Here is a 21027-nt window from a genome sequence, read left to right as displayed (position 1 = left end):
CAAAAAAGCGAAACCTGACCAAAAAGTCTGCGTAAAGAAGCTATTAAGGTCGTTTTTGTCCTACTACGAGAATCTCGCAGTACGGCAACTACGTGCGCTGTTTGCAAGAGGGCGCAGCCGAATTGCTTCTGTTCCTCAGGCTGACAGGTCGGGTTTCCTTTTTTTTGCTTTAAGCGGAAGGAATGGATAGAGCAAGGGCATACTAGTTTACACAACATCCAGGAGCAATTGGGAAGCAGGAGGCGATAGCATGGTCAATGAAGCGGTATCGGAAGAGCTGACCAAACAGCTGGACGACCGGTTCCGGCTCGTACGCAAGCTTATCACCTCAGAGTGGAACCGGGACAATGAGCATGGGCTCGGCCTTACGCATGCCCGCATTCTTTCCTTGCTGGCGTCTGAGGGACCGCAGAAGGCATCCATTCTGGCGGACAAGCTTTTAATTACATCGGGGGCGGTAACGGGGCTGGCCGACCGGCTCGTAGAGCTCGGCTATATTTCCAGGGAGCGCGGGGAGCAGGATCGCCGCGTCGTTTTGTTAAGCATCGAGGAGGAAGGCTTGCGGTTGCTGGACAAAATTGCCGAGACGAGACAAGCGCTTATGCATAAGCTTTACAGAGGCATGTCGGAGCAAGAAATGCAAACGATGTTAATGTCGTTTGACCGCATGATTCAAAATTTGCAAGAATCGTAACTGAAAACAGCCGGCGGACGGATTGTCCGCTGGCTGTTTTTTTGCATTAGAAAGGAGGGGCGAATTTGAATAGAAAAGTACTTCAAATCATGATTCCGGCTCTTGCAGCTATCCTTTCCATCGGCGTTTTTTTCTACGCTAAACAAAATAGTAAGGCAGATCAGACAAGTCGCCAAGCGCAGGCAAAACCAGAATTTATGGACTTTTACGATCCTACCTTTGAGCAGCTTGTAGCAAATGCTGACTTGGTGGTTTACGGTCAGGTAAAGAATTTCAAAGATAAAGAAGAAGCTGTAATTAATGGACCTGCTGAGGATGCCATTAAAGAAAAAATTGAAAAAAAAGGAGCCACACTGAACGTTCAAGTTACACCAGTGGAAATTGACGTCAAGCAGGTTATAAGCGGGGATGCTCCTTCTACGATTATTTTGCGGCGCAGCGAATTGTCTGAACCTTATGAGCCAGTGTTAATAAAGGGTAAAAAAATGATCTTTGTCTTAAAAAAAATTGAAGGGGCGGAAAACTCTTATAAAGTTATGCATCCTACGGGAACATACTTTGATGTTGACGATAACAATAAAATTAAACCTTATTTTAATAAATTCGATGATTTATCCTCCGCTTCGCTTAACGCTTTTTCCGAAAAAGTGAAGGAAGTGAAAGCGGAAAAGTAACTTGGTAAACCGCCTCCCGATAATTTGGAGGCTACCGTAAAAGTCCTTAGGACAAAAAAAGGTACAGTCACTCAAGAAAATGGAGGAGACTGTATCTTTTTTCGATTATGATGAAAATATCACGGCCGCTTGGTTTCCATTAGCTGTTAAACGAGCGTAAGGAGAGGACAATACATGACTGCAAACGAGCAAAAATTGAAAACCCCGGACATGGACAGATTGCTTGGAATGCTGGAGGGACATCGCTCCATCCGGCGATACACCGACGCCCCGGTGCCGCCGGAGCAGCTGGAGCGCATTATCGCTTGCGCGCAAATGGCTTCTTCCTCCAGTCATATGCAGGCGTACAGCATCATCGGCATTACCGACCCGGAGCTGAGGGACAAGCTTGCTGAGCTGGCGGGAGGCCAGCGCCATGTTGCTTTAGCGCCGGTATTTCTCGTCTGGTGCGCCGATCTGAGCCGGTTCAGCGATGCGGTAAGCAGCCGCGGGGGCGAGCTGGAGCCGTCTACGGAATATTTTATCGTCGCTACGGTGGATGCCGCGCTTGCGGCTCAAAATGCGGCGGTCGCCGCCGAAGCGATGGGCCTCGGCATCGTTTATATCGGCGGAATCCGCAACGATATGCGGGCCGTAACAGAGCTTCTCCAGCTGCCTCCGCTTGTGTATCCGGTGTTTGGCATGTGTATTGGTGTTCCCGCAGAAAGTCCGGATCAGAGGCCAAGATTGCCGCTCGAAGAGATGTACTACGAAAATCGCTATTCGCCGGAAAAGCGGGAGGAGCGGCTTGAGGCGTATGACGAGCAGTACCGCTCGTACATTCGCGACCGCTCCGGCGGGGGCCGCGATTCCGCCTGGACGCAGGAAATGCAGGGAAGAAACGCGTATCCGCCACGGAAGCTCACCGGTCTGCTGCGTGAGCAGGGGTTTCGTTTTGATGATTGACGGGAGCGGCGAGAATTAATCGCCAGGCAGACGGTTTTAACCGCATTTACCGGCGCTAAAAACAGGGGGATCCGGCATGTCATCATGACATGCCGGATCCCCCTGTTTGCGTTTATATCTATAAAGCTAAAGTTAGCGGCTTTCTTCTTCCAGCGGCGAACCTCCTGCCCCGTTCAGCAAATCAGTGCCGTGGAATTCATCCGGCGGAGCGGCGGGATCAACCGGCGTTCCGTCGGTTATGTCCAGCTCGGCTTTAGAATTGACGGTACCGGGCACGCGCTCCTCGCCGCGCGGCGTTTCTACGGCATAATCGCCGCCTTCGCGCTGGCGGGCGTAATCGCCTGGAGTCGGCCCTTCGGCGTATGCGATATCATCGGCGAGCTGCTCATTGGCCGCCGCAGATGCAACGGTGTAGCTGTCTACCTCGACGCCCCCGTAATTGCCAGCCTCGGCCGGGTAGGTGCGAAGAAGCTCGTCCTCCGCCGTTGGTGCGGAGGAGCTGCTGTCCTGGTCCTCGAACAGGCCGTGACGGGGATCGATATCCTTTTCGGTTGCCAGTCCATTGCGCTTATCCGACACATTGCCGTTCATATTGTTTCCTCCTCCAAAATGTCCTCTGCAAAATAGTTTGATACAGTGTACATACCCTTTTGCAATGGTTTCCAATCGGCTGGTTTTGCATACGCCGGCCAGGGATCGCCTCCGCTTGTTTTTCACCGAACTTCCAAACGTAGTATAATGGTTTGCATGATTGCATAACCGGAAGGAGCTCTCATTTATGCCTTTAATCAGTACCTTGAGTGACAAAGAAGAAGTGACCGGCTTCTTTCTGGTAAAGGAACTCGACGTCAAACAAACCAACTCAACTCCGCCTAAAGATTATTGGGATCTGGTGCTGTCGGATTCAAGCGGCCAAATTACGGCCAAATATTGGGATCTGAAGCCAGCCGAAAAGGAAACGCTTCAATCGCTGCAGGTCGCAAAGGTGCACGGCATCGTGCAGCTGTACCGTGACAGGCTGCAGCTGAAGGTGATTCGCATCCGCCCGGCTCTGCCGGAGGACGGGGTGCAGCTGACCGATTACATCCGCGCCGCGCCAATTGCGGCGGCTGAGCTCGTAAACGCGATCCGCAGCAAAGTGGACAGCATTGCGGACGAGGATATCCGTAATATCACTGCCTATTGCGTCGTCAAGGCTGGCGACCGTCTTGAGCATTACCCGGCTGCCAAAAGCCATCATCATGCCTATTACGCCGGGCTAGCCTATCATACGGTCCGAATGCTGGAGATTGGGGAATTCCTCTGCGCGCAGCGGCCTTTCCTGAACCGTGATGCGCTTATAGCGGGCATTATTTTGCATGATCTGGCTAAGCCGGAGGAAATGAACGCGCAGCTCGGCATCGTGTCCGAGTACAGCGACCGGGGACGGCTGATCGGCCATCTTGCGCTCATTTCCGGTTGGATCGTAGAGGCGGCTCTTAAGCTGGGACTTCCTTCGGATTCGCCGAAGGTGACCGTGCTGCAGCATCTCGTTCTCTCCCACCATAATCTTGGTGAATGGGGCAGTCCCGTGCAGCCGCAGCTGGCTGAAGCGGTCGCTCTTCATTATATCGATTCACTCGACGCGAAGCTGCAAATGGTCGAGGACGCGCTCGGCTCTACCGCCGAGCAGGATAATTGGACGCCAATGATTCGCGGATTGGAGAATAAGGCGATATACCGTACGCGCTACTAGCGCCGCAAATGAAGGGGGATGTCTCATGGAGCTGGAGCAACTGCGCAAGCTGGTGAACGGCGGAGGCAGCATCGTATTTTTTGGCGGTGCGGGCACTTCGACCGAGAGCGGCATTCCGGATTTTCGCTCGGCAGACGGTCTGTACGAGCAGCGGACGAGCAAGGTTTATCAGCCGGAAGAAATATTAAGCCGCGATTTTTTCTTTGAGCATCCCGCTGACTTTTACTCGTTCTACCGGATGCATATGGTATATCCTCAGGCTAAGCCGAACCCGGCGCATCTTAAGCTGGCCGAATGGGAAGCGCAGGGACGTCTAAAGGCCGTTATTACGCAAAATATCGACGGTTTGCATCAGAAAGCGGGCAGCGTTAATGTGCTTGAGCTGCATGGCTCGGTGCACCGCAACCGCTGCTTAGACTGCGGCCTGTCCCATCCGTTAACCGATGTGCTGAGCGATCCGAGGCCGGTGCCGCTCTGCAAGGAATGCGGCGGCGTCATTAAACCGGATGTTGTGCTTTATCAGGAAAATCTCAATGTGGCGCTGCTGGAGCGCGCGGCCGCGCACATTCAGGAGGCTGATACGCTTATCGTAGCCGGGACGTCGCTCACCGTCCAGCCTGCCGCCGGTCTTGTCGGCTTGTTTGGCGGCGAGAATCTGGTGCTGGTCAACCGGGCGCCAACGCCGATGGATCATTACGCGACACATCTGGTGCGGGGCAGCATCGGTGAGGTGCTTGGGTCACTTTAAGCGGTGCGCTTGAATTTCATCGTACAAAATACAAGCCATAACGGTGCTTAGGATGTTTATCCTGAGCCGTTATGGCTTTTTTTATGTTTTTACCATTTTGTCCTAATCCGTCGTAATTTTGTCCCGATGACCAATGTTACCGGTGTTGAACCATCATATGATGAAGGGGCCAAAAATCATCATGTCCACGCATCATAGAATCTTTCAATGGAGGGATGAGAGTGGTTAAGTTCAATCAGGGCCGACGGAACAGGTACTTTGCTGTCAGTATAATCATGATTATGATTTGGGCAATGGCGGCTTGCAGCAGCAGCGGAGAGGTTAACACAACAAACGGAAACAAGGAGAATACAGTGTCCAATATTGAACAGCCCCCTGCTTCAGCGGACCCTGGGGCTATGCAGGGAGAGGTGAATTTGCTTTCCATTTGGGGAAGCGGCTGGGGAGAAACCTTTCAAAAAATAAAGGAAGAATTCAACAAAGCTTATCCCGATATTAAAGTAAACTATATGGAACAAGGCATCGACGATCTCGCGGCGCTTGTGTCAGCAGGAACCCCGCCGGACGTCATTATTGCCGACGGCGGAAGATTTCCGCGCGATTGGGTCAGAGACGGCTTGATCGAGGATATGGCCTCATGGGTCGAAAAAGATCCGGAAGTCAGTCCCGACATCTTTTATGAACCCGCTTACAATAGGGGAGTAGACGCAGACGGAAAGGTGTGGCAGCTGCCGTTTCAGGTCGGTCCGAATTTCCCGCTTATTTATAACCCCGACATTCTGGAGCAGTACGGAAACACTGAGCTTCCGGCAATGAACTCCTTGCAGGACTATGGAGATTTTCTGAAAAAGTATTGGGTGGTTGAAAACGGGGAGCAGGTGATGACCACGTTCTCTCCCCTTGAGACGTTTGGAAATTTCAATAGCCTCGTCACTTTTGCTTATTTAAACGGAGCCGACTCAACCCATTTCTACGATCCAGCGGCAAACAAAGCAACATTTAACGATCCTAAAATTGTTGAAGCGTTGGAATGGATGATGCAGTTCAAGCGTGAAAATATTGACGATGAGCGGATGAAACAGCTGGGAGAGACTCTCCCTGAAAACACATCGCGTTTTATGGCCGGAAAGTCGCTGTTTGAACTGGGCGGAATTTATCAGGCGCAGGAATATCGCAAAATAAATCCGGATTTGCAAGTAGCGGCGATGCCAGCGGAATCGTTATGGCTTGGCGGTCACGGAATCTCGCTGACGACTCTGGGCAAACAAGAGAACAAGGAAGCCGCTTGGACGCTGCTCAAATGGCTTAGCTCTAGCAAAGAAGGAGCGGAAGCAAATCTAAAGTTTAACGGAAATCTTTCGGGAGTAAAGGATAACCCGTATTTTGTGGAGCAGACCAAGACGGATCCGGCTATGAAAGTTGCCTACGATGTGCTGCAGCAGGCCAAAAAGGTCCCGCCCTTTTTCCCGGTGCCGTATGAGGCTGAATTTGACGGGAAGTTTGCAGAGGTTACCGCAGGCAAGCTTGAACCTAAAGCATTTTTGGATCACATGACAACCTACACGCAAGCGCTGCTGGATGAACAACAGAAGTAGCCTGAAAGGATGAGACGCTGTTATGCCAAGCCGTAATTGTGTGAACATCATTAACTTTATCCGCGCGGTCGAACCAAGGCTGGAAATGGATTTAGTCGAACCGCTGCGCGAGCAAATCAAGCTGGTGCAGTCCAACGGTTTAAAAGCGTCGTGGCTGCTGCAGTATGATGCGATGATCGAGCCCGCTTACCGGGATTTGCTCCTTAAAGAGCTGGATGACAGCCAGGAAATCGGGATATGGTTTGAAGTCGTGCAGCCTTTAGTGGAGAAGGCCGGGTTGCAGTGGAGGGGCCGTTATCCATGGGATTGGCATACGGATGTCGGTTTTTCCGTCGGCTATACCCCAGGTGAACGGGAAAAATTGGCTGATGTGTTCATGGAGGACTTTCACCATACTTTCGGAGCGTATCCAAAAACAGTAGGCTCATGGTTATTCGATGCGCATCTGCTCGCTTATTTGTCGGATCGTTATGGCATTATTGGCGCTTGCAACTGCAAGGATCAGTGGGGGACTGATGGCTATACGTTATGGGGCGGTTATTATAACCAGGCCTATTACCCGAGTCGCTTCAACAGCTTCATGCCGGCTCAGACCGAAGCCAATCAAATACCAGTTCCCGTATTCCGCATGCTTGGCAGCGATCCGATCTATCAATACGACCTCGACATGCTGGACGAGCATGCTAGGCAAGGCGTTGTGACGCTCGAACCCGTTTACGCCAATAATGGCGGGGGCGGTGATCCGCAATGGGTGCGCTGGTTTTTTGACGTGAATTTCCGCGCTCCATCCTTAGCGTTCGGTTATACGCAAGTGGGGCAGGAGAACTCTTTTGGGTGGAAAAGCATGAAGGACGGGCTGATTGATCAGGTGCAGCTGCTTGTGGAAGAAACGGCAAAAGGCAACCTTACGGTAGAAACGTTAGCTGAATCATCGGCGTGGTTCCGCGACAGGCACCCCGTTACTCCGGCCACGGCAATTACGGCTTTGAGCGATTGGAAAAAGGAAGGGCGGAAATCGGTCTGGTACAATAGCCGCCACTATCGGATGAATCTGTTTGCAGAAGCCGGGGATTTCCGTATTCGCGACATCCATCTGTTTGATGAAACCTATGCGGAGCGGTATTTGGATCAAGCCTGTCTAGAGCCGGTTTGTTATTACGATACGCTGCCGATCATGGACGGAGCGCGCTGGAGCGCTAAGCAGTCAAAAGCGGGCGTGCGTCCCGTAATCATTGACAAACAAGGCAAAACGGTTCCTCTCAAGGTGAGCGCAGATACAGTAACGGTAGAGGAAGAGTCGGAAGATACTTTACGCGCTTCAGCGGATGTTGAGGGCGGAAGCCCGGTTAACTTCGTTTTGGCTCCAAATACGATCACGGTCCAGTCCGACACTCCAGATTGGGCCCTCAGCATGGTATGGAGCGACCGGGAAGGATTGCCTTCCATAACAGCGGGTTCTCAATCCATTCAATATGAATATCATGGTTTTTCCTATGCTTTAACGTGTTTAGCGGGCACGATTCAGGAGAATGAGCAGAATTCCAAGGAGATTGTCATTTTGCCGCAGAACGGGGAGATTGTGTTTAGTCTGGAAAACCTATAAGGCATTTTTGTCCATGCAAACGGGACAACCCTATTCATAGCGATAAAGAAAGCTTGCAATTATCATAAATATTGGGCAGAAAATGCCCAATATTTTTTTTGGAGGTTGCAATGGAACTCAAACAACTAATTCGTGAACGGCGCAGCGTCCATGTATTTGAAGACCGCGAGGTCGATCCGGCTCTGGTCGTAGAACTTCTGGATACGGCGGTGTGGGCGCCGAATCACCGTATGACACAACCGTGGCGTTTTATTATCGCTGCAGGCGACGGGCGCAAGAAAATTGCTGACGCCTGCCGGAATGTGAACGAGCGTTGGGAACGCGATCCAGCCAAAAAGCAGGAAACGGGCATGAAATACTACGGAAAAATTATGAAAAATCCGATGATTGTCACGGTTGTAATGAAGGAAAATCCGTATTTGCAGGTGCGCGAGGAAGACTATGCCGCGACGGCTGCGGTTATCCATAACTTCAGCTTGCTGGCTTGGGAGCAAGGCATCGGCATGGTATGGGAAACCTACGAATGGCTGAACGAGGCTGTATTCCGCGAAGCGGTCGGCATTCAACCCGGCGAAAAAGCGGTCGGAAATCTGCATATCGGTTATCCGAAGGCAGTTCCAGCGGCTGAGCCGCGCATACCGGCTTCCGAGCGTATTACCTGGCTGTAAGAAACAGAGAAAACCGCGCAGCTTCCGTAAGGAAACGCTCGGCTTGAACAAGCAGGGACGCAGCCCGCAGACAACGGCGATTTAACGAAAGACGGCAGATGCAGTGAGCTGTCCGGCGGATATCTGCCCGAGCGGCAGCGGCGGTTATCGAGTCGGCAGCAGCATGGAGCCGCGCTGCGTGCCGGTAAAATATCTGGCGCAGTCATAAATGGTAAATTCCCTTCCTAAAGGTCCCCATGGATCCCATTCGTGGCTGTTAGGCACGTAAACCTTTCCTGCGCGGACGGCGCGGAGCTCCTGCCAGAAGGGCTGGCTGCGCAGCTTCAGCAGCTCTTTCGGCTGGCTCCAGAGCACAAGAATGCTATCGGGGTCCAATTGAAGCAAATCTTCCAGGGCACCGCTTTTGTAGAAGGAATGGCGGATGCCGGGATGCGCATGAAAACCGAGCGATTCGTAAATCAGCTCGCTAAGCGCATGGCCTTTAGAGCCAAACAGGCGGAATTCTCCGGGCAGCACCCGGATAATCGCTAATTGGCCGGCTTTATGGGCGGCGGGCTCCAGCAAAGACCGGAAATTTTGCTCAATGTCCAGCACTCTGCCGATTACCGCGTCAGCCCTGTTTTCGCGCCCGAGAACGCCGCTAAGCAGGTTTACATAGTCTTTCCATCCGTCTAAGCCTTCCAGAAATACGGTATTTGAGGCGCTTAGCCAGGCTCCGTCTGTCGGATTGCCGGCGAAGTCCATCTTAATGATTAAATCCGGCGAAGTGCTCTGCACATCGGCTACGGAAATGGGGCCTTCGGCGTTGAGAGGCTTTGTGCCGTGCAGCGAATTCTGCAAGTATGAAGGAAATCCGGACGGTGTGCGATACACGCTTGGAAAAGCTGGAGCCGCCACGGGTTTCACGCCGAGAGCAAGCAGATGGTCCTGCAGAAACAGATGGCTCACGATGGCAATGCGTTTTGTGTTTTTGCCGGTGTAGGCAGTCGGCGACATGCCTTCGGATTTTTTGAAAATGCGGCTGAAGTACAGCTCGTCATTAAAGCCGACGCTAGAGGCAATTTCGCGCAGAGTACCCCGCTCCGCCTGCAAAAGCAGTTCCTTGGCCTTGCGAATGCGCAGCTCGGTGAGATATCCGCTTGGTGACATTCCCGTTATTTTTTTGAAAGCGCGGCAAAAAGCGCTTGGTGTAAGATTGGCCATTTGCGGCAATCGTCCGACCTGCAGCTGCTCCATAAAGTGGCTGTTCATATAATGGATGGTACGCTGGATGGCGTCCTGCGAGCTTTCGTTTTGATCGCCCGGCATCTGGCTCAGCAGATGCAGCAGTTCATAAAAGAGGGCCATCCTTCTGAAATAAACCGATGAAAATCCGCCGCCTTCAAGAGCGCTCATCTGATCCAGCAGCGGAATAACGGATGAAGCTCCGGATAGCTTGATGCAGACCGTTTCATTCGAAACGCGCAGATTAGCTGTATCCGGAGTTATATCATCAGGAGAAGGCTCGGCCGGCAAAGTAGAACCGTTGAATTCCAGCAAATAACAGTCAAGCGGCTGGGAAGCGGACACGGAGGCTTTTATCCATGTATGCGGCTCCACGATCCAGCAAGTTTCCGGTTTTATGGAATGCTCTTGTCCGTGCAGCTCCAGCTTGCCTTCTCCAGACAGTACAAACATCATGAGAGGGTGTTTTAGACGAAAGGGTTGAATTTCCTCGCCGCCGTTTATGTAGTGTCGCTTCAAAGAAGCAATAGAGTAGAGAGAATGCTTGAGCAAGCTTGACATGGACGGCTCCTTTTGCCAATGGAAATACCGAGAATGATTATCATTATTATAGAATGGGGTTCCTGTATCTGGCAACAGCTATTTGCTTAAGCGGCAACACGCAAAACAGGCTGCCTGAATGCTCAGGCAGCCTGTGAATACGGCCCCACTTACATGCTGGCAAGCCCGGTCGTGATGCGGGCAATAACATTCAGCACAAACATGGCTCCAAACAAAATTACAAATAACAGCAAGTAAGCGCGGCTGAGGTTGCGCTTATTAGCGTTTGCTTTTTCTCCGAATGCCCAGACAAAAAGCAGGATAATATTTACGATTGGAATCATAAGCAGCAGGATTGTCACTAGCCAGCTGCCGGTGCGCATGACAGCAGACGAGCCTCCGCCGTAATAGGGATCGTTAACCGTGTAATCGGGCTGAAGATGGGAAGCTGTATTCATTGGAATTAAACTCCTTCTACTGAGATAAAATTTCCATAGCGCTTAATAATGAACCGGCGATGAGAATCATGGCAATGACCACTACTGCGGTCCAAGCCACCCCCCAGATCAGATAGGCTCGCGAAAAATATTTGCGGTTATAATTGCCGTCCGAGCTGAACGCCCACACAAGCGGCATGATCAGATTCACGATAGGAATCATCAGAATGACCAGCGTAACGAGCCACGCCTTGACGCTCATGACCTCTTCGTCGACGGAAGGTCCGTACATATGCTGCGGTCCCGGGTTTTGCGCCGGAGATGAAAACGTTTGTTCCAAGCGAATTGCCTCCTATATGCGTATATAAACAAACGGTTTATCGGATGGTAAAAAGGAAATTTTTAGATTAGAAAATAAAAAATAGAACATTTATGCGGGAAGTGCCGTTACCCCGATCAGCCTCGTTCGAAACCTCTCACCAGCCGACATATTTTGCAGTCTGTTCCGCCCGTACAGGCACTTCTAGGCGCGAGCCCACATAAACTAACCATACATTCGCACCGCCTGCCCATGGCAGGAACGGTAGTACTGCATGGGGGTGGCCTCCGTTATGCCAGGACTTTTTACCGCAATTGCCTTGTTCATCAAGCAGCTCAGCCTGCTTGTCTCGTATGTGAAAAACAATGCCTTTCCGCAACCGCTGCAGGAGGAGGAGGAGCTCAAACATCTGAAGCAGATGGCGGAGGGCAACCAGCATTCCCGCAATCTTTTGATTGAGCACAATTTACGGCTCGTGGCGCATATCGTCAAAAAATTCGACAATACCGGCGAGGACTCCGAGGACCTGATTTCCATCGGCACGATCGGACTGATCAAGGCGATTGAAAGCTTTCAAACCGGCAAAGGAACAAAGCTGGCGACCTTTGCAGCCCGTTGTATAGAGAACGAAATCCTCATGCATTTAAGATCGCTCAAAAAAACGCGCAAGGACGTTTCGCTGCATGACCCGATCGGCACGGACAAGGAAGGAAACGAAATTACGTTAATAGATATTCTTGGCTCGGAGCATGATGATGTGGTGGAAAAGGTGCAGCTGAAAATCGAGAAGTCTAAGATTTATAAAAATCTGGATATTCTTGACGACCGCGAGAAGGAAGTTGTCATGGCCCGTTTTGGCCTGGAGCATGGCGGCGAGGAGCGCACGCAGCGGGAAATTGCGAAGGATCTCGGCATAAGCCGAAGTTATGTGTCGAGAATCGAGAAGCGGGCGCTGATGAAGCTTTATCATGAGTTTTATAAGGCGAAGAAGTGATATTACTGCCATACTCCGGTAAAGACAGGCGTATCAAAAAGATACGTCTGTTTGTCATGTTGCGTGCTTGGGTGGAACTAATGTTAACCATGAAGATGTGATATACTTTTGTTATCTGCCAAAATGAGGAGACGGGGTTAGCGTGAATCGCACACAAGATCTGGGGAAGTTCATTAAATTGACCGGGGATCGAGCAAAACTGGATGCAAAAGCCAATGGAACCTATATCGTATATAAATCCAGCGAAGGCGAGTTTGTGAAAGAATACAGCAATGGAGAGGTCGAGCGAATGAATGAACAGGACCTTCACCTTGAATGAACCTCTGGCTACCATGTTTGTATTCGCCGGTAATAACGGTAGCGGTAAAAGTACGATTCGCAACCTAATTGTTGATCGGCTCGGGGTAAGTGTGAATATCGATCCAGATGAGGAAGAATGGATTTGAAGTCATCATGTTTTATGTAGGACTGGGGGATGTTCGCCTTAATATTGAACGCGTCACCGCACGAGTTCGGAATGGCGGTCATCATATCGCTACCGAGGATATCCTTAGGCGTCATCAAACTTCATTAACCAATCTGCTCGAACATCTGAATTTGATAGACCATCTCATTGTCATTGACGATAGCAAATCTGCAGGTGAGATTGTACTAGAAGCGAATCAAACCACCATTAAGCATCATGGAACACACCTGCCGAACTGGGTAGAGATGATTGATCAACAGTTAGTAAAGAGAAATAAAGTATGGGTATAAACCGATTTCCGTCCGAAAGATGGAGATCGGTTTATTTTTACTCTACATTACATCGAGTCGTGTTCACATTGTCAAAAATTCGACAATACGGGAGAGGATTTAAGGGTTTAATTTTCATCGGCACTATCGGTCTGTTCAAAACGATTGAGAATTTCCAGCAGGGCAAAGCACGAAGCTCGCGACCTTCACCGCCCGTTGAATCGAGAATGAATACCTGATGCATTTGCGCTCGCTCAAAAAAACGCACAAGGACGTTTCGATGCATGATCCGATCGGTACGGACAAGGAAGGAAACGAAATTACGTTAATCGATATTCTTGGCTCGGAGCATGATGATGTAGTGGAAAAGGTGCAGCTGAAAATTGAGAAGTCCAAGATTTATAAAAATCTGGATATTCTTGACGACCGGGAGAAGGAAGTTGTCATGGCCCGTTTCGGCCAGGAGCGGACGCTCATGAAGCTGTATCATGAGTTTACAAGGTTAAGTAGTGATTGCAGAACGCCGCCCTACTGGAGGCGGCGTTTTATTCTATCTTAGTATTTGCGCTCATTTCCACGGGTATAGCTGATCAATGACAGGAGCAAGCCGTTCCGCCATTCTCTGAAAGCCAAGATCGGTTGGATGGATGCCATCAACGGTACAGTCATGATAGTCCTCGCCTAGCAGCTCCCCGCCGTCGCAAAAGTGAATATGCCGGTCCCCTGTCGCGCGGTAAGTTTCTACGACGGTCCGCTGAATTTGTTTGCGCTTCATACGGAGCTCAAGCTGCTCCGGCACAAAATGCTCCAGCCCGGAACGAATTTGCGAGAGAACTAGAATGGGGATTTTCGGATGCCGTCTACGGTAAATTCGAATGAACTCCGGCAGTGTGTCGCGGAGCAGCTCAGGGGAGACGCAGTTGGCCTCGTAGTCGAGCACGAGAAGTCCGGGGTTGCCAATTTCGCCGATTACCTCGGCGACCTCGGCTTCGCCTTTTCCGCTTCCGGAAAAGCCCAGGTTGTAAAACTCTGCGTTTATGCTGCGGCTCAAAATGTTCGGGTAGGCCATTCCCGGACGCGACGCGCAAGCCCCTTGCGTGATGGACGTGCCGTATAGGACAATCTTCCGGTCGCTGGAGTAGGCCGGGGGAGGCGACACGTCCGAGCCGGAGTCCAGCCCGATCAGCACTTCTTCGACTCCCATGTAGAGAGGGAAATACAGCGTAATGTTCCGAGGACTGCCATTGTGCTTTTTGTACAATGAAATCTCGTATTCCTGCCTGGTGTGGTCGTATAAGGTGGAGCCAAAATACTTTTGCTCCCCAAGGTTTCCGATGTAGCAGTCAAATCCGCATTGCCCCGTTGCCGGCATATGGCCCATATTGGCGGCTCCGCTTAGACGGACCTTCACGGACAGGCATGGCGAGTTCGTCTGGAATCTAATCTGTCCCCCCGCCGTATTTCCCGCCAGCATGTCGACCATTGGCGGAAGCTTGCGCGTTAGTGGAAGCCTTCGGTACAGCCTTTCCTTATCAAACCATGCGAATCCGGCGATATGAAAAGGCTGCTCCAGCGGTGAATGCCACTCCAGCGTCATACCGTCTTCATTCCTCTCTCCCAAGTTCTCAGGCTTCTTCGTCATATTCGACGGCACCTTCAGTGATGGGAAGCTCCATACCGGCCTGCCCGGGGCGCTCGCCTAGCCATGCCCCTTGCTCCATCAGCCTGCGCTGCAGTCCGGGCACGCTTATTCCGCGAAAGCCGGCGTCCGCCTTGGCTGCCATTGCCGCCGCTGTGCCCGCCGCTTGCCCCATGGCGAAGCAGTTGGGCATGACGCGCAGCGAACCTTGGACCGGCCGGTCGGAGGAAACGGAGCGGCCGGCGACGATTAAGTTCGACTTGCCCTGCGGCAGCATGCAGCGGAAGGGGACGCCGTGCGACTTGCCCTGGGGCAAATATTTGATTGCCATCGTGCTGGAGGCGTTGGCCAAATGGAGATCGATATAATAAGCATTGCGGGCAATGTCGTCCTCGAAGGAACGCATCGACAGGAAATCCTCAATCACGAGCGTATAGTCGCCTTGGATGCGCCGCGTCTCGCGAATGCCGACTTGATCCCCGGAATGAACGAGATGCGCCTGCTCGAAGCCTCGTACATACTTTCTCAGGAATGTTAACTGCCGTTCGATCAGCTTGCGCCCTTCCACAGCCGCGCGGGTAAGGTCCTCCGCCTTTGAGCCGTCAATGCCGAAAATATGGCCAAAATTAAACCCGGCCACGGAATCGGATATCCACGATATGCCCGAAATCCGCTTGCGGCCCTCCGGCAGTTCGCCGTTTCGCTGCGCTTCCGCAAGCGTTTTTTCCAGCCCGGCGTTCTGACCGGTCTCCTCCAGGAAACGCAGAAATTGGGCCCTATCGGCATTGCAGACGAGATAACACATCGTGCCAGGCTGCAGCTCCCCGGCGTCTCCGCCAATCTGGAACGGCACGCCGGCCAGCGCGGCCAAGTCCGCATCACCCGTTGCGTCGATATACGCTTTAGCCTGTACGACCGACCGACCGCTTTTACTGCTGACGACGATGCCGGCGATCCGGTCGCCTTCGGTCAGCACCTGATCCACAAACGTGTGGAACAGCAGCTCCGCACCGCTCAATAGAACCTCTTCGTCATATACCCGCTTCAGCGCTTCCACGTCAATTGGCACCCAATCGAGCTGCTCCTTGTAGGCGCTAAGGAACGCCTCGCCGGAAGCCTGCTTCATCTTCTCCATCAAATCGAGTCCGATGCCGCGAATGACCGGTTTCTCTCCGTCCGTAAAGGGGCAGAAAGAGGGAACGAGTGCCGCCGTGGCCATACCTCCCAGGTAGCCGCGTTGTTCGATCAGAAGCGTCCGCGCGCCGTTCCGGGCAGCGGCAATCGCGGCCGCGATGCCGGAAGCTCCGCCTCCTGCGACGACGACGTCGGGGGTATACGATAGAGGCAGCGATTGAGCGGGAATGAGGAATTCGGATTGCGGTGATTCAGTCGTCATAAACCATCTCGTCCCTTCGAAATGATATTTTAAACATAATTTAAACCGGTTCGATAAAATGCTAATGCAACGTTTCGCAGAAGTCAACGACTGTTTGCGGGCATTGCTTTACGACTTTCATATTGAATACAATGGATGTAACATAATGACCGGAAGACAGGTGACCGCAGTGCCAACGTTAAAAGATATTGCCAAACTCGCGCAGGTATCAAAATCCACCGTATCGCTCGCCCTCGCCGGGGATTCGCGTGTTTCCGCCGAAACGCGCGACAAAATAGCTGGTATCGCCGAGCAGCTCGGCTACATTCCGAACAGGATGGCACGGGGGCTGAGCCGTGCACGAAGCCAGTCGCTCGGCGTTCTCTTCTACGGCGGGCTGGGCAATCCTCTGGAGGATTTTTTCAGCGATACGCTGATGGGCATCGGCCACGAAGCGCTGCAGCTCGGCTACAACGTCGTGATGCTCGGTTTCTCGCGGCATACAAACGGAGAGCATACGGATTGGACCGACCAAGTGATCCGCTCGGGGGTCGACGGCTTGATCGTCATCAGCATGAGCTCCCCGCTTTACGGGTTTGAGAAGCTGCTCGCCATGCGCTTTCCCATCGTGTTTATCGGCAAACGCAAAGTAGCGGGTGCGCCAGCGCTAAAGGTAAACGAGGTGTCGTCCGATCACTTTGGCGCGGGGCGGGCTGCCGCCGATTATTTACGCGGTCTTGGTCATTCGGAGCTTGCCGTCGTGGCGCCGGAGTCGGCTTCCGAATGGATGGAGGAGCGCATTCACGGGTTCTTTTCCGCTGACCGCAAGCTTCTGCAGGAGATGGGCGACCGCGTGTTTTACATACCGGAGGAGCAGACCGCAGTGTTTTCCCGCATGGTGACGCAAGGTTACACCGCGTATTTTGCCATTGCGCCATATCTCGGTCTGTCCTTGCTGCAAGCCTTGCAGCAGAAGGGTTTCCGCGTCCCGGACGACGTCTCCTTGCTCGTTTATGACGACTTCCCGTCCGCTTCCCTGCAGCGTCCGCCTCTTACCGTCTTGAAGCAGGATATGAGATCGCTCGGGCGGCTTGCCTTCCAGCGGTTGATTGAACTGATCGCGGACCCGGAGGAGGAGGGCAAACACATCCTCATCTCCGTCTCTCTCTTGGAGCGGAATTCATGCGGTCCGGCGCATTGTTGAAATCGGCATAAGTGTAACCCGTTTTAGGAAAAGCCGCATATGCTGCGGCTTTTTTTCATTTCCACAACGGGTTTTCATTCCGAATCAGCTCTCCAGCTTCCGAAAAGCACAAGCAGACTCGTATTTTGATGTAAACCTTAAAAGTGTTGTGTGTTCAATCTCTCATCCGCGGATGTAGAATAACGTCAGAAATCCTATTAACCATTCAAGGGGGATTACAAGTGAAACCGAAAAAAAGGCGTCTGCTAGGCTCCACGGCGTTCATTCTGGCCTTCACCGCATGTATGGCTGCATGTTCGTCTGATAAAGAAAATACAGACGCTTCGAATGAAACGCCTAAACCAACAACAGAAGCGGTCAAAGCGGTCGATCATGCGCAGCAGGCAAAAATAAAATTCGATCCGCCGGTGACGATCACGACGGCGCTGGTGCAAGAACAGCTGGACAATGCGTTTAAAACAGGTGAAACGATTGAGGACAACGTATTTACCCGGTGGATGAAAGATAACATGGGAATCCAGGTCAAATTCGATTTCATCGTCGGCAAACAGACGGACTTTGATACGAAGCTTCGGCTGCTACTGGCGAGCGACGAAAAGCTTCCCGATGTTTTTACGGGATCGTTTGCGGCCGATCTGATCGACGCCGGCAAGCTGCTGCCCTTGAACGACGCCATTGAGCAATATGCTTCGCCTAATTTGAAGCAGCTGTTCGCCCAGTATCCGCAGGCTTTCGAGTCGGTAACCCGCGACGGAATCATCTACGGCATTCCGCGTTTTCTGTCGGCCGACGAGGGCGGAGTGATGTGGATTCGCGAGGATTGGCTGAAACGGCTCAATCTGACGGCGCCAACAACGATCGTGGAGTTTGAAAAGCTGCTTGAAGCGTTCACGAATCAGGACCCCGACGGCAACGGCAAACCGGATACGTTCGGACTCGCCGTATCGCTTAAAGACGGCATGTACACCTGGATGGCCAGCGCCGACCCGATTTTTGGAGCGTTTAGCGACTATATGGCTCCCGAATTCCGGTCGATTACGCAATTCTGGAATCCGGATGCAAACGGAAAGCTGGTTTACGGCGCTGTTGATCCTTCCGCGAAGCCGTTCCTGGAAACGATGGCGAGATGGAAAAATAGCGGCTACATCGATCCCGAAGCCGGGGTCAAGGACGCTATGAAGGCTGTAGAGCCGGCGGTGCAGGGCAATGCCGGCGTCCTGTTCGGACCGAACTGGATGGGCCAATGGCCGCTTGAGGATACGGCGAAGTCGAATCCGGATGCGGTATGGAAGGCTTATCCGATTCCGGCAGGTCCGGAGGGCAAAATCGGCCGCGTCGTGAATCTGACAGGCGGATCTCTTGTTTTCAGCAAGGATTTTAAACATATTGACGCCTGGTTCGCCTATCTCAACAAAATGTACGCCCGCCAATTCGGCAACACGGATCCGTATTACGATCCAACGTTTGAAGCCGGATTCTTTGAAGGCTACGACTACGTGAATCACAACGGTAAAACCATCAAAAACGGCTTCAAGGAGAGCGGAGTGCCGCAAGACAAATGGCCGCTTGCCAGCGGCAAAACGATGGATATGAAATACGCGCTGTATGCTCTGCACGGCGCCTTCGCGCCGACGGTCCCTTATTTGGGCGACCCGGGTTATAAAAAATTCGCTGACGACCCGAATGCGCTTGCCGCCAACTCGGCGGAAGAAAGAGTGAAAAGCCTGACCAAGTCCCAGCTGGAAGCGGGCAATGTGCGCCAGACCCAGTCAAGCGCCGACAAATTCAACTCCTTCCAGGGAGCGCCGAGCGAAACGATGCAGTCGAAGGGGGCGCTGCTGAACAAGCTGGAATCGGAAGCGTATCTGAAAATCATTTATGGGGAAAAGCCTGTAGACTACTTCGATGAATTTGTGAAGGAGTGGAGAGCAAGCGGCGGAGATCAGGTCATCTCTGACGCAAACGCGTGGTACGAAAGCACGAAGAAGAAATAGCGAGAGACCAGGGGGGCTAAAGAAGCGGTAAGCCGTCTTCCCAACGCCCTCCTACTAACAGGAGAAGAGTGAGGAGAATGAGAGAGACAAGCAAATTCGCTTCCTACTGCAAGAGAACATGGCCGCTCCACCTTTTATTGCTTCCCGCATTCCTGATTACGTTGATCTATCAATATATTCCCATGCTCGGCGCGGTGATCGCCTTCAAGGATTACAAGCCGTGGGTGGGCATATTGGATTCGCCCTGGATCGGGCTGGAGCATTTCAAATACCTGTTTACGTTTCCCGACAGCAAACAGGTGATCCAGAATACGCTGATCATCGCTTTTTTTAAGCAAATTCTAGGCGTTCTCGTTCCTGTTTTATTCGCGCTGCTGCTTAACGAGGTAGCCAAGACGGCATTCAAAAAAACGATTCAAACGCTGGTTTACATGCCGCATTTTCTATCTTGGGTCATCTTGGGCGGAATTTTTGTGGATGTGCTAGCCGTTCAAGGAGGCATTGTGAATCGTTTGCTTGGACTGTTCGGAGCGGAGCCGATCTTTTTTTTGGGGAGCAACGACTGGTTCAGGGCGACGGTGGTTCTCACCGACGTGTGGAAGGAATTCGGGTTTGCCGCAATCGTGTTTTTGTCCGCTCTCGCTGCCGTCAATCCGAATTTGTATGAGGCGGCGGAAATGGATGGAGCCAATCGGTGGAGACAGACCATTTATATTACGATTCCGGCCATTATGCCTATCGTCGTTGTTGTTGCCACTCTGGCTTTGGGCCGGATTATGAATGCGGGCTTTGATCAAATCTTCAACCTGTACAACCCGCTCGTATACGAAACAGGCGATATTATCGATACATTTGTTTATCGGATCGGACTAGAGGGCGGACAGTTCAGCTTTGGCACGGCTGTCGGTTTATTCAAATCCGCCATCGGTTTTGTGTTGATCATTACCTGCTACCGGATTTTATACAAGGTGGCCGACTATCGAATCTTCTAAGGAGGTCTGTCGACATGCGGTACCGCTCCCCTTCTTATAAGCTGTTTGCGATTTGCAACTATATCGCGCTCGGCATTCTGGGCCTTCTGTGCATTTTTCCGGTGGTGCATGTGTTTGCCGTTTCTCTTAGCTCCAGAGCGGCGGCTACTGCCAATATCGTTAATTTTTGGCCGATCGGCTTTACGTTGGACGCCTACGAGCAGACGCTGGCAAACAGCCATTTTCTCCGCGCCCTGTCTATCGGCGTCATGCGAACCGTTTTGGGGACGGGAATTTCGATTGCGGTATTGCTGCTGGCTGCTTATTCATTGTCCAAACCGGACCGCAAATTCGGCGGGCGCAGCGCCTATGCCTGGTATTTCGTCGTTCCGATGCTGTTTAGCGGAGGCATGATTCCTTCGTATCTGATCGTGAAGGAAACCGGACTGCTCAATACGATCTGGGCTCTTGTTATCCCGGGAGCGGCGAGCGCGTATTTGCTCATTCTGATGCTGAATTTTTTTCGCACCGTTCCAATCGAGCTGGAGGAAGCGGCTTTAATCGACGGGGCGGGCCATTTCACCACCTTGTTCCGGGTCTACTTGCCGGTATCGATGGCGGGCATTGCGACGATCAGCCTGTTTGAAATGGTGGCGCACTGGAATTCCTGGTTTGACGGCATGATTTATTTAACCAATCCGAAGGACTATCCGCTCGCCACGTTTCTGCAGTCGATTATCGGCAAGGAAAACTTTCAGGAAGCCGGCATTCAGGCGGAAGACATTGCGAATATTTCCAGCCGCACCGTCAAAGCCTCGCAAATTTTTATCGGCGCGCTCCCCATTTTGGCCGTATATCCGTTCCTTCAGAAGTACTTCGTAAAAGGCATTGTCCTTGGTTCCGTCAAAGGCTAGCATGGAGGAACAAGACGGA

General features: G+C 52.0%; 20 protein-coding genes and 2 pseudogenes. 16 read left to right on the top strand and 6 right to left on the bottom strand.

What is annotated here, in order from left to right:
• Positions 1–250: 250 nt before the first annotated feature.
• The 3 genes from M3223_RS04535 to nfsA all read left to right on the top strand — a co-directional run bounded on the left by M3223_RS04535 (position 251) and on the right by nfsA (position 2313).
• On the top strand, positions 251–694 hold the full coding sequence (locus M3223_RS04535; RefSeq protein ID WP_251559370.1) for a MarR family winged helix-turn-helix transcriptional regulator: 444 nt from the start codon (positions 251–253) through the stop codon (positions 692–694).
• A 65-nt stretch (positions 695–759) separates the two neighbouring features.
• Positions 760–1368 (top strand): hypothetical protein, encoded by a 609-nt coding sequence (locus tag M3223_RS04530; protein WP_251559367.1) that lies wholly within the window; start codon positions 760–762, stop codon positions 1366–1368.
• Positions 1369–1542: 174 nt separating this feature from the next.
• The gene (gene nfsA, locus M3223_RS04525; protein WP_251559365.1) at positions 1543–2313 is read left to right on the top strand and encodes an oxygen-insensitive NADPH nitroreductase; all 771 of its coding nucleotides are present in this window, start codon (positions 1543–1545) and stop codon (positions 2311–2313) included.
• A gap of 132 nt (positions 2314–2445) precedes the next feature.
• On the opposite strand, the gene M3223_RS04520 is transcribed toward nfsA, so the two are convergent.
• Positions 2446–2904, bottom strand: a complete 459-nt coding sequence (locus M3223_RS04520) for a hypothetical protein (protein ID WP_251559364.1) — start codon at positions 2902–2904, stop codon at positions 2446–2448.
• 187 nt (positions 2905–3091) lie between these two features.
• Between M3223_RS04520 and M3223_RS04515 the strand changes: the two genes are divergently transcribed.
• From M3223_RS04515 to M3223_RS04495, 5 genes are all read left to right on the top strand, one after another.
• Positions 3092–4048 (top strand): 3'-5' exoribonuclease YhaM family protein, encoded by a 957-nt coding sequence (locus M3223_RS04515; RefSeq protein ID WP_251559363.1) that lies wholly within the window; start codon positions 3092–3094, stop codon positions 4046–4048.
• A 25-nt stretch (positions 4049–4073) separates the two neighbouring features.
• Positions 4074–4796, top strand: coding sequence for an NAD-dependent protein deacylase (locus M3223_RS04510; protein ID WP_251559361.1), 723 nt, complete (start codon positions 4074–4076; stop codon positions 4794–4796).
• A gap of 221 nt (positions 4797–5017) precedes the next feature.
• The gene (locus M3223_RS04505; protein WP_251559359.1) at positions 5018–6391 is read left to right on the top strand and encodes an extracellular solute-binding protein; all 1374 of its coding nucleotides are present in this window, start codon (positions 5018–5020) and stop codon (positions 6389–6391) included.
• Between the two features lie 22 nt (positions 6392–6413).
• Entirely contained in the window at positions 6414–7994 is a 1581-nt protein-coding gene (locus M3223_RS04500; protein WP_251559357.1) for a hypothetical protein, read from the top strand.
• Between the two features lie 110 nt (positions 7995–8104).
• Positions 8105–8662, top strand: a complete 558-nt coding sequence (locus M3223_RS04495; RefSeq protein WP_251559356.1) for a nitroreductase family protein — start codon at positions 8105–8107, stop codon at positions 8660–8662.
• Positions 8663–8806: 144 nt separating this feature from the next.
• Here M3223_RS04495 and M3223_RS04490 read toward each other — a convergent pair whose 3' ends face one another.
• From M3223_RS04490 to M3223_RS04480, 3 genes are all read right to left on the bottom strand, one after another.
• Positions 8807–10447 (bottom strand): helix-turn-helix domain-containing protein, encoded by a 1641-nt coding sequence (locus M3223_RS04490; RefSeq protein WP_251559354.1) that lies wholly within the window; start codon positions 10445–10447, stop codon positions 8807–8809.
• A 149-nt stretch (positions 10448–10596) separates the two neighbouring features.
• A complete protein-coding gene (locus tag M3223_RS04485) occupies positions 10597–10884 on the bottom strand; it encodes a hypothetical protein (RefSeq protein WP_251559352.1) in 288 nt (95 codons plus the stop codon).
• A gap of 16 nt (positions 10885–10900) precedes the next feature.
• Positions 10901–11203 carry a hypothetical protein gene (locus M3223_RS04480; RefSeq protein ID WP_251559350.1) on the bottom strand — a complete coding sequence of 101 codons (303 nt, stop codon included), beginning with the start codon at positions 11201–11203 and terminating at the stop codon, positions 10901–10903.
• A gap of 271 nt (positions 11204–11474) precedes the next feature.
• On the opposite strand from M3223_RS04480, the gene sigK reads away from it, so the two are divergent.
• From sigK to M3223_RS04460, 4 genes and pseudogenes are all read left to right on the top strand, one after another.
• Positions 11475–12176, top strand: a complete 702-nt coding sequence (gene sigK, locus M3223_RS04475; protein ID WP_251559348.1) for an RNA polymerase sporulation sigma factor SigK — start codon at positions 11475–11477, stop codon at positions 12174–12176.
• A 142-nt stretch (positions 12177–12318) separates the two neighbouring features.
• The gene (locus tag M3223_RS04470; RefSeq protein WP_251559346.1) at positions 12319–12495 is read left to right on the top strand and encodes a hypothetical protein; all 177 of its coding nucleotides are present in this window, start codon (positions 12319–12321) and stop codon (positions 12493–12495) included.
• Positions 12488–12932, top strand: a pseudogene (locus M3223_RS04465) (hypothetical protein). The gene M3223_RS04470 and the pseudogene M3223_RS04465 overlap by 8 nt, the downstream one beginning before the upstream one ends.
• A 45-nt stretch (positions 12933–12977) precedes the next feature.
• Positions 12978–13470: pseudogene (locus tag M3223_RS04460) on the top strand (sigma factor); the annotation flags it as partial.
• A gap of 9 nt (positions 13471–13479) precedes the next feature.
• Here the strand turns inward: M3223_RS04460 and M3223_RS04455 are convergent.
• Together M3223_RS04455 and M3223_RS04450 are read right to left on the bottom strand one after the other, a co-directional pair.
• On the bottom strand, positions 13480–14553 hold the full coding sequence (locus tag M3223_RS04455; RefSeq protein WP_251559344.1) for an SGNH/GDSL hydrolase family protein: 1074 nt from the start codon (positions 14551–14553) through the stop codon (positions 13480–13482).
• Complete coding sequence (locus M3223_RS04450) at positions 14537–15946, bottom strand: FAD-dependent oxidoreductase (RefSeq protein WP_251559342.1); 1410 nt, start codon at positions 15944–15946, stop codon at positions 14537–14539. Before M3223_RS04450 ends, M3223_RS04455 begins: the two co-directional genes overlap by 17 nt.
• Before the next feature lie 145 nt (positions 15947–16091).
• Here M3223_RS04450 and M3223_RS04445 point away from each other — a divergent pair, with 145 nt between their 5' ends.
• The 4 genes from M3223_RS04445 to M3223_RS04430 all read left to right on the top strand — a co-directional run bounded on the left by M3223_RS04445 (position 16092) and on the right by M3223_RS04430 (position 21008).
• A complete protein-coding gene (locus M3223_RS04445) occupies positions 16092–17129 on the top strand; it encodes a LacI family DNA-binding transcriptional regulator (RefSeq protein ID WP_251559339.1) in 1038 nt (345 codons plus the stop codon).
• A 221-nt stretch (positions 17130–17350) separates the two neighbouring features.
• Positions 17351–19123: an extracellular solute-binding protein gene (locus M3223_RS04440; RefSeq protein ID WP_251559338.1), complete on the top strand. Its 1773-nt coding sequence runs from the start codon at positions 17351–17353 to the stop codon at positions 19121–19123.
• 77 nt (positions 19124–19200) lie between these two features.
• Positions 19201–20115 (top strand): ABC transporter permease, encoded by a 915-nt coding sequence (locus M3223_RS04435; protein ID WP_251559336.1) that lies wholly within the window; start codon positions 19201–19203, stop codon positions 20113–20115.
• 14 nt (positions 20116–20129) lie between these two features.
• The gene (locus M3223_RS04430) at positions 20130–21008 is read left to right on the top strand and encodes a carbohydrate ABC transporter permease (protein ID WP_251559334.1); all 879 of its coding nucleotides are present in this window, start codon (positions 20130–20132) and stop codon (positions 21006–21008) included.
• Positions 21009–21027 lie beyond the last annotated feature (19 nt).

It is taken from the genome of Paenibacillus pasadenensis (assembly GCF_023715725.1).
GTDB classification, from domain to species: Bacteria; Bacillota; Bacilli; order Paenibacillales; family Paenibacillaceae; genus Paenibacillus_O; species Paenibacillus_O pasadenensis_A.
The sequence above is the reverse complement of the archived record's forward strand: the minus strand, read 5'-3'. Positions and strand labels throughout refer to the sequence as shown.

Excerpts from the sequence above, each read along its gene's own strand:
- M3223_RS04535 (WP_251559370.1), top strand. The coding sequence starts at position 251 with ATGGTCAATGAAGCGGTATCGGAAGAGCTGACCAAACAGCTGGACGAC.
- M3223_RS04450 (WP_251559342.1), bottom strand. The coding sequence starts at position 15,946 with ATGACGACTGAATCACCGCAATCCGAATTCCTCATTCCCGCTCAATCG.
- M3223_RS04490 (WP_251559354.1), bottom strand. The coding sequence starts at position 10,447 with ATGTCAAGCTTGCTCAAGCATTCTCTCTACTCTATTGCTTCTTTGAAG.
- M3223_RS04500 (WP_251559357.1), top strand. The coding sequence starts at position 6,414 with ATGCCAAGCCGTAATTGTGTGAACATCATTAACTTTATCCGCGCGGTC.
- M3223_RS04515 (WP_251559363.1), top strand. The coding sequence starts at position 3,092 with ATGCCTTTAATCAGTACCTTGAGTGACAAAGAAGAAGTGACCGGCTTC.
- M3223_RS04445 (WP_251559339.1), top strand. The coding sequence starts at position 16,092 with ATGACCGGAAGACAGGTGACCGCAGTGCCAACGTTAAAAGATATTGCC.
- M3223_RS04495 (WP_251559356.1), top strand. The coding sequence starts at position 8,105 with ATGGAACTCAAACAACTAATTCGTGAACGGCGCAGCGTCCATGTATTT.
- M3223_RS04485 (WP_251559352.1), bottom strand. The coding sequence starts at position 10,884 with ATGAATACAGCTTCCCATCTTCAGCCCGATTACACGGTTAACGATCCC.
- M3223_RS04510 (WP_251559361.1), top strand. The coding sequence starts at position 4,074 with ATGGAGCTGGAGCAACTGCGCAAGCTGGTGAACGGCGGAGGCAGCATC.
- M3223_RS04520 (WP_251559364.1), bottom strand. The coding sequence starts at position 2,904 with ATGAACGGCAATGTGTCGGATAAGCGCAATGGACTGGCAACCGAAAAG.
- sigK (WP_251559348.1), top strand. The coding sequence starts at position 11,475 with ATGCCAGGACTTTTTACCGCAATTGCCTTGTTCATCAAGCAGCTCAGC.
- M3223_RS04430 (WP_251559334.1), top strand. The coding sequence starts at position 20,130 with ATGCGGTACCGCTCCCCTTCTTATAAGCTGTTTGCGATTTGCAACTAT.
- M3223_RS04435 (WP_251559336.1), top strand. The coding sequence starts at position 19,201 with ATGAGAGAGACAAGCAAATTCGCTTCCTACTGCAAGAGAACATGGCCG.
- M3223_RS04455 (WP_251559344.1), bottom strand. The coding sequence starts at position 14,553 with ATGACGAAGAAGCCTGAGAACTTGGGAGAGAGGAATGAAGACGGTATG.
- nfsA (WP_251559365.1), top strand. The coding sequence starts at position 1,543 with ATGACTGCAAACGAGCAAAAATTGAAAACCCCGGACATGGACAGATTG.